This is a genomic window from Oculatella sp. FACHB-28 (assembly GCF_014696015.1).
Lineage (GTDB): Bacteria > Cyanobacteriota > Cyanobacteriia > Elainellales > Elainellaceae > JAAUTN01.
The window spans coordinates 14084-26223 of the sequence record NZ_JACJPJ010000095.1; the positions used below are offsets into that span (position 1 = coordinate 14084).

The following is a 12140-nucleotide window of genomic DNA, read 5'->3' on the forward strand; positions in this document are numbered from 1 at the left end:
AGAGAAAAGCTGGAAAACTGCTAGTTTTGGGTTAAGTTTAACGAGGTTCCGTCCCTAAGATCTGTGTAGCTCCGTAAGTTTCGGCTATATCTCCTGCTAGAGATAGCTATTGGGGCGGCCGTTAGGAGACGATACTGAAGACTCGCGATTGGAAAAGACCGCACTAGCTTACTCATGAATATACACACCGTATCAACCCAACCTTTTACCGACCAAAAGCCCGGCACCTCTGGGCTACGCAAGCGCGTTCCAGTCTTTCAACAGCTTCATTACCTGGAAAATTTTGTCCAGTCAATTTTTGACAGTTTAGAAGGCTATCAGGGGCAAACCCTAGTTCTAGGGGGCGACGGTCGTTATTACAATCGTCAGTCAATTCAGATCATTTTGAAGATGGCAGCCGCGAATGGGTTTGGGCGCGTATTGGTAGGGCAAGGCGGGATTCTTTCAACTCCGGCCGCCTCCTGTGTGATTCGTAAGAATAAAGCCTTTGGCGGAATTATTCTCTCGGCTAGCCACAACCCTGGCGGTCCAGAAGGCGACTTTGGCATCAAATACAACACTGGCAACGGTGGACCGGCTCCTGAAAAAGTCACCGAAGCGATCTATGAGCGCAGCAAAACAATCGAGGGCTACAAAATCCTAGAAGCCCCTGACGTTGACCTGGATCAAATTGGGATATCGCAACTTGGAGAAATGACGGTCGAGGTAATCGATTCGGTATCTGACTACGCCGAACTGATGGAGTCGCTGTTTGACTTCGATCGCATTCGTCAATTGTTTGCTTCAGGACAGTTTCGCCTGTGTGTAGACTCAATGCACGCCGTCACAGGACCTTATGCTCACGCGATTTTGGAGCAGCGGTTGGGGGCACCCGCCGGAACGGTAATCAACGGCAAACCGCTAGAAGACTTTGGCAATGGACATCCTGACCCCAATCTGGTTTATGCCCACGAGTTGGTTGACATCATGTTTGGTGAGGATGCACCGGACTTTGGCGCGGCTTCGGATGGAGATGGCGATCGCAACATGATCTTAGGTTGCCAGTTTTTTGTCACGCCCAGCGACAGCCTTGCAATATTGGCAGCAAATGCAAAACTAGTTCCGGGCTACAGCAGCGGCTTAGCAGGCATAGCTCGTTCCATGCCTACCAGTCAGGCTGCTGACCGAGTTGCGGCTCAGCTTGGCATCGACTGCTATGAAACGCCGACGGGCTGGAAGTTTTTTGGCAATTTGCTAGATGCAGGTAAGGCGACGCTCTGCGGTGAGGAAAGCTTTGGCACTGGCTCTAACCACGTCCGTGAGAAGGATGGACTTTGGGCAGTGCTGTTTTGGCTGAATATCCTGGCAGTTCGGCAGCAGTCGGTTGAAGAGATTGTGCAGGAACACTGGCGCACTTACGGACGCAACTACTATTCTCGCCATGACTATGAGGGAGTAGACAGCGATCGCGCCACGACCTTGATGGGCAACCTCCGCACTGCTACCGCCACACTCAAAGGCAAGCAGTTCGGTGCTTACACCGTTGAGTATGCAGATGACTTCAGCTACACCGACCCCATAGACGGCAGTGTAAGCCAAAAACAGGGATTGCGAGTCGGCTTCACCGACGGATCGCGGATCGTCTTCCGACTCTCCGGCACGGGTACTCAAGGCGCAACGCTAAGAGTCTACCTGGAAAGCTACCAACCTGATCCGGGTAAGCAAGATCTGGATGCTCAAGATGCACTGGCAGAATTGATTGCGATTGCCGAAGAACTAGCCCAAATCCGCACCCACACGGGAATGGACAAGCCAACGGTAATTACCTAAGAACCAGAGAACAAAAAAGGGAGGTGGGCTTAGCCCACCTCCCTTTTTTGTTCTAAAGCTGTAGGATGGCGATCGCTTTCAGCCCTGCATTCTCTAAACTGGCGATCGCACTAACGGAAGGTTTCAATTGTGATGAAACGATGAAGTCAGTCAATCGAAAACTGAGTCGTTTAACTTGTAGAAATACTTAATTAAGAGCCACGTTTGCAGTAGCATTGGCTATTCTCGCTTACAGTGGTCATCTTTAATTCAGTCCAGACACTTTTCAATCTACAACACTGTTGGCTGACGCTAATGAGCAAGCGAGTTGATCCGGCTTTACTTCTGACCCTCTTGATTACAACTGGTTTGATTGTAGGTGGCATCAGTCTTCTAAGCAGGCTTTCACCGGGACTAATACCCGGTTCGGCAGGACAATCCAATTCAGCGGGTGATAGCCGTTGGGAATCGACCCGCGGTTCAACGCAACTGACTATTCTAGGGGACACCTTCAGCGGATACAGCACCTTTCGTCACAGCACTTTTCAAGATGCCTTGAAAGAAACCGGTTTAACGCTCAATTATGAGGATGAATTTGACCAGGCAGCACGGGCTGAGCGGTTAAATCAGGGTGAGGCAGATCTAATCGTGACCACCCTGGATCAATTTCTTCAGCAACAGCCTCAGGGTCAAATCGTAGGACTAATCGATCGCACCGTCGGCGCAGATGCAGTTGTCTTAAATACGAAACAATATCCCAACTTAAAGTCACTGCTAGATTTAAACCAGCTCGTGCAGCAAGCGCGATCGCAAGGTAAACGCTTAGGAATTGCCTTTGCAGGGGATACCCCAAGTGAATATTTGTCACTGGTACTAGATACCAAGTTTGAAGCGTTTAACCTGTCAGACTTTGAAGTGATCCGCGTTGCTGATGCCTCAGAAGCGTGGGAACTGATGCAAGCTCCAGCGGGTTCATCTGAGGTTGATGTGGCGATCGCTGTGATCTGGGAGCCTTACGTGACCCAGGCACGGCAGCAAGGCTACACTGTTGTTTTATCGAGTCAAGATGCACCAGGGGCGATCGTCGATGTTTTAGTTGCGTCGGATCGGTTGATTCAATCTCAACCAGGACTGCTCTCAGAATTGCTGGAAGCATACTACCGCCGTATTGATGCAAACGTGCGCGACTCAGCGCAACTTCAGGCTCAAATTGCTGAAGATGGCGGGTTATCGTCTACTGATGCGGTTTCTGTACTTCAGGGCATTGAATTCTTCACTGCTACCGAGTCCCAAGCCTGGTTCAACGATGGCACCTTGGAGCGTCGCATTGGTTCTACAGCAGCAGTGCTGGCATTGGCGGGGCGGTTGGACCAGGTGCCCGAAAACTCCACTGCCCTGTTCAGTTCAGAATTTATCACTAGAGCAGCTACCAATACCCAAACTTTGATTGAATTGGTGCGGGCAGATAATCCAGAACTGGCAGAGCGACTGGCAGGTCGAGAGAGCGCTGTGAGGGTGGCTACTGCTCTGGAAAACAGCCAGATTCAAACTGCTCCCGATATTGGCAATCTAGAAGTTAAGGGAGACGTTGGCTTTGGTGTTGGCTCGGCTCAGTTGACCGCCACAGGGCAGCAAACCCTAAACCAATTGGCGCAAGAAATTCAAGAGTTTAATACCCAAACGGTGGCAGTGCGGGTGATTGGACACACCTCCCAAACAGGAGCCGCCAGCCTTAATCAAACCCTGAGTCAGCGACGGGCGCAGGTGGTGGTCGATTATCTGCGGAATCGGGGCGTGCAGAACAACATTGTGGCAGAAGGCAAAGGGTTCAGCCAACCACTACCTGGTGTTGCTCCAACAGATGCACGTAACCAACGGACTGAGATTCGTCTCGTTCGCGTCAATTGAATTAAGGGACATTCCCATTCACCTATGCTTGCTCATCCCATAGCTGTATTCATACAGGGTAGAACTTGCTGCGCTACGATTCGCTGAGCTGATAGTGAGTACAGCGATCGCACGGACCACTCGGATTGACTGCACAGCGCAGCAGTTCCGATCGCGCATTGTAGGTACAGGTTGGATCACCGATCACCCAGTGGCCATCGACTAGACTTTTCTCGACGGGCGAATGTGTCTTTTGAACACAGAGGGTGATTTTGTGCAGCCGATAGCGGCCCGATTTCAGCAAATAGCGGTGTTTGCGCTCTAAAACCAGATAGGTTTGCCCTTCCACCTCCAGGTAGGCACCAGGTTGAGGGTTCCAGTCTAGATAGAGATGCCCCAGAGTAGAGCGGGTATCGCTCAGAATGACCTCTGTCGGCAGCAGCGAATTTGACTCCATAGCAATCGAGCGCAATCAACGAGTGACGAAACATCTTATCAAATTAAACAAAAGGGAAAGGAAAAGGGCATCTTTCTTGCCTTTTCCCTTCCCTTGAAGTCGTCCCAATTTTAGTTGGTTCTTGTTCAAATATTCTTTAAGAAGTCGTGCGGAATAAAGCTTCTCAAAGAATATTTAGAGCGTGATGAGGGGCGATCGCCCCTCATCACCTACTACGCCAGTGCAGCCTGACGCTCTTTAGCTTCCTTGATTACCTCTTCTGCCACATTGCTGGGGCAAGGCGCATAGTGGGAGAACTCCATTGAGAACTGTCCACGTCCAGAGGTCATCGTCCGCAGGTCGCCGATGTAGCCAAACATTTCGCTCAGCGGCACGTCTGCCTTAATCCGCGCTCCCATTGGGTTGGTGTCTTGGGACTTGATCATGCCTCGGCGGCGGTTGAGGTCACCAATCACGTCACCCATGTGGCTATCTGGTGTGAATACGTCCACCTTCATGATCGGCTCAAGCAGTTGAGGACCAGCTTTGGGCAAAGACTGACGATAAGCAGCCCGTGCCGCAATCTCAAACGCCATTGCCGACGAGTCAACGGGGTGATAGGCACCATCTGTCAGCGTGATCTTCAAGTCGACGCAGGGGAATCCAGCCAACGGACCCCGATCAATACTGGTTTCAAAGCCCTTTTGAATAGCGGGCAAGTATTCTCTGGGTACGTTTCCACCCGTCACCTTCGACTCAAACACAAAGCCAGTACCCGCCTCACCGGGCTCGATCACATAATCGATCTTGCCATACTGACCCGAACCGCCTGACTGCTTCTTGTGGGTGTAGCTGTCTTCTAGGCGCTTCGTAATGGATTCGCGATAAGCCACTTGAGGCTTACCGACTTCCACTTCTACACCGTGCGTCCGCTTGAGAATGTCAACCTTGATGTCGAGATGCAGTTCACCCATGCCTTTGAGGATGGTTTCGCCGCTCTCTTCATCGGTTTCGACGTGGAAAGAGGGGTCTTCTTGCACCATTTTGCTCAGTGCCATGCCCATCTTCTCGTCGCCTCCCTTCTTCTTCGGCTTCACCGCAACGGAGATTACCGGTTCGGGGAAAACCATCGGTTCCAGGGTGGCAGGTTTCTTAGGATCACAGAGCGTGTGTCCGGTCTGGACGTTCTTCATGCCCACGATCGCCACAATGTCACCCGCTTGAGCCGAGTCAATCTCCTCACGGGAGTTGGCGTGCATTTCTACCAGACGACCAATCCGCTCGGTTTTGCCTGTAGCGGTATTGAGTACCGTGTCGCCTTTAGACAAGGTACCGGAATAGAGGCGGGTGAAGGTCAGGGCACCAAAGCGATCGTCCATGATCTTGAAGGCTAACGCCCGTAGCGGACGGTTAGGATCAACGATCGCAAATTCGCCCGTTTCATGTCCTTCCAGGTCAACCTCTGGCTGAGGCTTAACTTCGGTGGGATCAGGCAGGTAGTCCACAACTGCATCTAAAACCAACTGCACCCCTTTGTTTTTGAAGGAGGAGCCGCAGTAGGTGGGGAAGAAGGCGAGGTCGCGGGTGCCCTTGCGGATACAGCGCTTGATCGTGTCAATATCCGGCTCGTTTCCTTCCAGATATTGCTCCATCACGTCATCGTCATGCTCAACCGCTAGCTCAATCAGCGCTTCACGGTAAGACTCAACCTGGTCAACCATGTCAGCGGGAACTTCTTTGATCTGGTAGTTAAGCGGATCGCTGGAGTCATCCCAGATCCAGGCTTTACGGGTGAGCAGATCAACCATGCCTGTGAATTGGTCTTCAACACCAATCGGCAGCACCATTACCAGCGGCTTGGCTGCAAGCACGCTTTCGACTTGCTTCACCACTCGGTAAAAGTCAGCGCCCGTACGGTCAAGCTTATTGATGTAGATGATTCGAGCGACTTTGGAATCGTTGGCATAGCGCCAGTTTGTTTCAGACTGGGGTTCAACGCCGCCAGAGCCGCAGAACACACCAACGCCACCGTCAAGAACCTTGAGCGAACGATAGACCTCAATGGTGAAATCGACGTGACCAGGGGTGTCGATAATGTTGAGCTGGTGGTCTTTCCAAAAGCAGCTTGTGGCAGCGGACTGAATCGTGATTCCGCGCTCTTGCTCTTGCTCCATGAAGTCCGTGGTCGCCGCACCTTCATGAACTTCACCAATTTTGTGAATTTTCCCAGTTAATTTGAGAATTCTTTCGGTGGTGGTCGTCTTGCCCGCATCTACGTGAGCGAAGATGCCAATATTGCGATAACGAGACAGGTCTTTCATAATTGCTCTACAGATAGGTTCTACAAACCAGTGACAATCACTCGCAAGTGGCACTCAAGGGGAACAGCGTTGCCTTCATAGCAGCACAGACAGATCCCACCACCTGGAGGTTGAGAATCTAGCGATTCTCGTGGCGACTATACTAATTGTTAATAATTTTAAAATACTTTTGCGACGTATAGGAAATTTGGTCGGTCGTAAGTGCCACACTCTCAAGGTGCGGTCGCTATGAGACGAGCGCTTCGCCAGCTTTGCCAAGCATTTCGCGCCCGTGTGGTTCAGAGAGGTTGGTCAGGTCAGGACCAGAAGGAATAATTCCACCTGGATTTAACGGAAACAAATTGCCATAATAGTCTCGCTTGATGCTTTTCTGGTCACAGGTGCTAGCTACGACAGGAAGTTGATAGAGATCGCGCAGGTACGCACCCAGATTCTTGTAGTCTTGAATCCTACGGCGGTTGCACTTGAACAATCCGTAGTATGCCACATCAAAGCGAAATAGGGTGGTAAACAGGCGAACGTCAGCCAGCGTAGGGCGATCGCCACACAAATAGCGATTCTTTTCCAGGATAGCGTCGATTTCGTCAAGTGTGGTGAAAAGCTGTTGGCAGGCAGCGTCATAGGCTTCCTGGGTTTGGGCGAAACCGCAGCGGTAAACACCATTGTTAACCGAGTGGTAGATTTTCTCGTTCCACTCGTCGATTTTTTCCTTTAAGTCTTCGGGGTAGAGGTCGAGGGTGGGGTGATGGGCGATCGCATTAAATTCTGAGTTCAGCATCACGATGATGTCAGCGCTCTCGTTGTTCACGATCGTTTGCGTCTGCGTGTCCCAGAGAACCGGAACGGTACTGCGACCGCTATAGCCTGGTTCCCCTAGCTGGTACAGATCAGCTAGGGTGCGAATTTCTGCTTCGGGTTGATCGAGTGCCCAGCCGCTATCGAGTGGCGAGACGATGGAAACGGCGATCGCATCCTCAAGCCCCTTCAAGGCACGAACGACCAGAGTCCGATGCGCCCAGGGACAGCTCATGCCTACATAGAGGCGATAGCGACCTGCCTCAGGCTGATACGGGTTATTTTCCTCAGTGCTGATGAAGTTGCGGAACTGGCTGCTGGGACGGATGTACTCCCCTGATTTGCTGCGCGGAGCGAGGTTTGACATCATTACCCGCCACATGGTCGTCCAGACAAATTTGCCCAGCCGAATGATTAGTGTTGGCGGCAAGGACTTACCTTTTCGCTTTGCTTTGGGTTTTTCAGGATTAGAGGGTGTTTGAGTCACATCTGTAGCCTTGTGTAGAGCAGTTGCGCTTTACTCGTTCCCAGGTTTCACCTGGAAATGCTTTTGGAGTGGCTCTGCCACTTAATTGCAGAAGGCAGAGCCTCTAACTCTGCATTTCAGGGCAGAGCGTCGAAACGAGTTTTGACATGCTAGGTTTTGGAATTGAAATATCTTTCCTTGATCTTAGCGATTATGCGCTGTGTGCGTAATTTTGTTAGTCGTAACGGAGTCAACGCTTGAATGTTAGATGAATATTGATCTTTGTAATCAAAGAAATAATTGATGTCACTCAGAATGCGCTGAAGTCGTTGAACGATATTTTCGGTGCGATATTCTGCAAAAAATTGTTCGGACAGATTAACGGGTGCTGAATTGTGAACCACTTTTAGAATGCGCTGAATATCAAATTCTTTAGAATATCCGGCGATTTTGTAACAGTTGAATCCCGGATCGAGGTAGTCTGATAAGCCGCTGTTAACACTGGAGAAGACTTGGCAGCCGCAGGCGATCGCCTCCATTGGCTGTAGCCCAAATCCTTCACTCACACCCTGCGTTGCCCAATATTCCGCCGAGTCATACAGGTAAACTTTGGCGCGATTGAATAAGCCTGCCAGATCTTCAACGTAAGAATTGACAACACAGACATTACACTGCTGCTGCAAAGCAGGGACTAATTCTTTGAGCAAATATTCTGACGATTTTCGCGCCTGGACTAATACGTCAATATCTCGCTCTAAACTCAGATTTTGGAACTCATCAGAGATTTGGTTGGGTAGGTAATAGATTAAAGCGTGGGGCGATCGCTGTCCCCAATAGCCCATCGTATTACGACTAACCGTAATAATGGGGACGCTGGACGGTAGCTTGAACCCATACTCAGCACTGTGAGCGTGATAGACCACGTTGTAGGGCTTTAATCTAGCGGCAAGTTTAGGAACATCAAACCCCCAGCTAATCACAAAAATTACATCTTCTCCCCGTTTTTGAAGGACATCATCCAGAAACAGTGTCTCTTTTTCTCGTTGACGGTACGTGACGACCTCAGCCGGACAAACCTGCTGTGCCAAACGCAACGTTTTTAACTCTGCCCACAGCCCGCCACAGGCAAACTTACCAGCCGTTCCAGGAACCAAGAAATAAAGTTTTCTCACAACACTACCAGCTTCACCATCCCTATTTTGCCTCTAAGGAGATGGCTGAGGAAGAAATTGCGTTGATGAAATTCAAGTAGGATGTGTTGGAGCCGCGTTACGCGTTGTGGGCTGTGGGTTGATGCGTTACCTCTACCGCTTAACGCATCCTACCTGGCTGACTGACAAATCTTTTGATGTAGGTTGGGTGAAACAACGTGCAACCCAACACTCACCCAGATTCCGTTGGGTTACGCATTCGCTTCACCCAACCTACGATATGTCCATAGTTATCGCCTAGTCCATCAAGCGAGAAGCGGTCAGGGAAATATCTGCATACCCCCAAGCCTGCTCAAGCCGTTCCTGGGTGATTTGGGCTTCTGCGGTTTTGCCTTGAGCCTGTAAGCTCTGAGCCAAGCCGTAAAGCGACCAGCCATTCTCAGGATAAATTGCTAGATCTTCTCGGTAGGTTTGTTCTGCCTCGGCTGAGCGATCTGCTTGCAGCAGTACAGCCCCTAGCGTTTGCCGAACTGGGGAATACCAGGGTGACGGTTCGTCATAGCTAAGTTGGTCTTCCAGGGTGATACCCGTTTGCAGGTGGGCGATCGCCTCCTCAAAATTTCCCTGTTTTGCTGCCAGTTCACCCGCTAACACCTCACTAGCAATTTGCAGCAGGTGAGAAGTGCTGTTGATATCCCAAATGGTAACTCCTTCCAAAGCGGGACTGGTGGCGATCGCTCTTACTGCTTCCAATTCCTCCGTTGCAGCTTTTAACTCACCTTTTGCGGTGTACGCCATGCCTCGCGCAAAATGCCACACCCCTGTCGGATACACCAGATCTTCTGCTGGAGAAGGCTGCGCTAAGATCTCATCCCACATGCCGAACTTAACGTAGGTGTAAAGCGGAATGGTGGAGTAATGCTGCAAGGTGCCAAAGCCTGCTTCCCGAATCAGTGATTGGTTAACCAGTGCAGCCGTTTGGTGAGCGGCTTGGAGTGCGTTCTGTTGTTGTCCTGACATGGTTGCCGCATACCAGCCAAAGTGTTCGTTGTGCGGCATGTAAGCAATTGGATAAGTCCCTTCAGGGTTATGCTGACGGGCGTATTCAGCATCGGCGGCTGCGGCTTGGCGGTTTGCTATCACTGCATCGTTATAGCGCCCTACCCTTAGATAAATGTGTCCAGGCATGTGAATTAAATGTCCAGTGTTGATGCGAAGCAAGCGCAGGCGATCGGCTGCATCTGCTGCTAAATCAGGACGTTTAGCCTCAACTGCATGAATATAAAGGTGAATCGCACCTACATGATAAGGATTGCGGCTTAAGACCGATTCTAAAGTCGTGATAATTTCAGCCCCCTCAGGTCTGGGTTCTCCGTTTTCTTGCCAATAGTCCCAAGGAACAGTGTCCATCAAGGCTTCGGCAAACAGGGTGGCAGCATCCAGATCATCGGGGTATTGTTGAGCAACTTGTCGCATCGCATTTGCATACGCAAGATCTAGTTCACTCCGATCTGCGACTGGTTCAGGGGCGTAGCGTGTTGCCAGTGCTGAAATGTATGCTCCTTCTTGATCAGTTGCGTGTTCGCTGAGGGCGATCGCCCTCTGAATTGCTTCCCAAGCTGTAGGAACTGCGCCATCTTCCATTGCGGCATTGATGTTCGGTCCTAAAACATACGCCATTCCCCAGTGACATATTGCACAAGTTGGATCAAGTTCAGCAGCCTGTTGAAAAGCTCGAAGAGCCTCAGCGTGGTTGAATCCGTAGGCCAAAATCAATCCTTGGTCAAAGTAGCGCTGCACCTGTGGGTTAGATGTAGAAATGGGATGACTATAGTTACCCAAATCGTCAAATAAAGGAACCGTTGCTTCTGTGGAAGTTGCAACCTGTTCAGTTGATTCTGCTTGATGCTGGTCAGGAGTGTGAGCCAATGCCAGTTTAGAATGACCAGCTAATTCCACCGCTGCCAATAAGGTTAGTGCAAGCAGGGTTGGATAAGGGTTAAAGCTGTAGCTCATTTGCATGTCCTCCAATTGAGTAAGAAGTTAGAACAAAGACCTTTAGTTAAGGGAAAAGCGGTTGAAACGATGCCGCGTTGCGTTGCTCTGCACGGTAGCGCAAGTATTGCGGCTCCGCCTCGTGAGAGGAGGTAGAGCCTCCAGAACGCATTCCGGAGCTTCGCTTTGGAACGAGAGTGTTGGAGTTATTTTGACTCGCTGCTTTTGAGTTTGGTAAAGAGAAATGTCCAGCGTGTTGTCTTTGAATTGGTATAACGTTTTGCCTTGCTGTTGAGGGACAGATTGAAGGCGATCGCTTGGATTATAGACAAACACATCGGTAAACTCATTTTCAGGTATCTTTAGCTCATCTAGTGTTGCATTGGTCAACAGGTCAAGGTCAATTAGCCGAAAGGAGATACCACATGTCAGCACAACGGTCAGCAGAATCTTTAGGCTCTGCATTAATGGGCGATCGTTTCTCACCATGAGAGTTACCTCAAAAAATTGCTAGAGTTCAAGCCGTGTAATTAGCCTGGCTTGCCGTCCAAAACTCACTTCATTAAGAACTGATTGCTAGTAGCGCTTTTCTATCCAAATTAAAGCGTCCTGCTCAGAGTCAAAGTAATGATGCTTAGTAGTTGTTGGATCGTAGATTTCAAGTACTGTAGGTTGGGTGAAGCAAAGCGTAACCCAACAGAACCCATGCGATTGCGCTTCTGGGTAATAAATTCAACCTCTCAAACGTTCTCATAGATACAATCTAGAGCAACATTGCAATTTGATTGGCATGAAAAAGTCAGAAAAGGTTAGAAAATGCAATCGTTGATACAGATTTTTTTGAAGGTAGGGCGATCGCACTTTATCTTCCGATCCGCTTATACCTCTGCACTGCAATACAATGCTTCTGTAGCGACAACATTAGCAATGTGATGGCTAACAATGCTTCTGCATCGACGACATTAGCAATGTAATAACTAACAATGCTTCTGTAGCGCATCACAATGCTTTTGTAATGACTAACAATGCTTCTGTAGCGACAACATTAACAATGTAACGGCTAACAATGCTTCTGCATCTCGATACAGTCCCGCTGTATCAGCTTTCAGTGACATGAGATTTGACTTGTTGTTCAGATTGTTTTTGAGTTTGCTGTGTGTGAGATTGCTGAGTTAAAGGATTGGCTGTAGCAGCTACGGCAAATTGACTGAGATCAAAGATGAGTGAATCCTGACGAGGACGGGAATACCGTGCTGCGATCGCACATAGTTTGCACATAAAAGTAGTCCTCCAAACTTATA

Annotated in this window: 9 protein-coding genes; 2 read left to right on the plus strand and 7 right to left on the minus strand. The window is 49.8% G+C overall.

What is annotated here, in order from left to right; genetic code table 11:
- Positions 1 to 174: 174 nt before the first annotated feature.
- Together H6F88_RS25790 and H6F88_RS25795 are read left to right on the plus strand one after the other, a co-directional pair.
- Positions 175 to 1809, plus strand: a complete 1635-nt coding sequence (locus tag H6F88_RS25790; RefSeq protein ID WP_190645682.1) for an alpha-D-glucose phosphate-specific phosphoglucomutase — start codon at positions 175 to 177, stop codon at positions 1807 to 1809.
- A 294-nt stretch (positions 1810 to 2103) separates the two neighbouring features.
- Positions 2104 to 3696 carry a phosphate ABC transporter substrate-binding/OmpA family protein gene (locus H6F88_RS25795; protein WP_190645683.1) on the plus strand — a complete coding sequence of 531 codons (1593 nt, stop codon included), beginning with the start codon at positions 2104 to 2106 and terminating at the stop codon, positions 3694 to 3696.
- A 73-nt stretch (positions 3697 to 3769) separates the two neighbouring features.
- Here H6F88_RS25795 and H6F88_RS25800 read toward each other — a convergent pair whose 3' ends face one another.
- The 7 genes from H6F88_RS25800 to H6F88_RS25830 form a co-directional block, all read right to left on the minus strand.
- On the minus strand, positions 3770 to 4132 hold the full coding sequence (locus H6F88_RS25800) for a DUF6464 family protein (protein ID WP_190645684.1): 363 nt from the start codon (positions 4130 to 4132) through the stop codon (positions 3770 to 3772).
- A gap of 212 nt (positions 4133 to 4344) precedes the next feature.
- A complete protein-coding gene (gene fusA / locus H6F88_RS25805) occupies positions 4345 to 6432 on the minus strand; it encodes an elongation factor G (protein WP_190645685.1) in 2088 nt (695 codons plus the stop codon).
- Between the two features lie 226 nt (positions 6433 to 6658).
- Positions 6659 to 7714 carry a glutathione S-transferase family protein gene (locus tag H6F88_RS25810; RefSeq protein WP_347277744.1) on the minus strand — a complete coding sequence of 352 codons (1056 nt, stop codon included), beginning with the start codon at positions 7712 to 7714 and terminating at the stop codon, positions 6659 to 6661.
- Between the two features lie 149 nt (positions 7715 to 7863).
- Positions 7864 to 8865: a glycosyltransferase gene (locus tag H6F88_RS25815; RefSeq protein WP_190645686.1), complete on the minus strand. Its 1002-nt coding sequence runs from the start codon at positions 8863 to 8865 to the stop codon at positions 7864 to 7866.
- Positions 8866 to 9141: 276 nt separating this feature from the next.
- Entirely contained in the window at positions 9142 to 10860 is a 1719-nt protein-coding gene (locus H6F88_RS25820; RefSeq protein WP_190645687.1) for a tetratricopeptide repeat protein, read from the minus strand.
- A gap of 42 nt (positions 10861 to 10902) precedes the next feature.
- Positions 10903 to 11328: a hypothetical protein gene (locus H6F88_RS25825; protein ID WP_190645688.1), complete on the minus strand. Its 426-nt coding sequence runs from the start codon at positions 11326 to 11328 to the stop codon at positions 10903 to 10905.
- 609 nt (positions 11329 to 11937) lie between these two features.
- Positions 11938 to 12117 carry a hypothetical protein gene (locus H6F88_RS25830; RefSeq protein ID WP_190645689.1) on the minus strand — a complete coding sequence of 60 codons (180 nt, stop codon included), beginning with the start codon at positions 12115 to 12117 and terminating at the stop codon, positions 11938 to 11940.
- Positions 12118 to 12140: the final 23 nt, after the last annotated feature.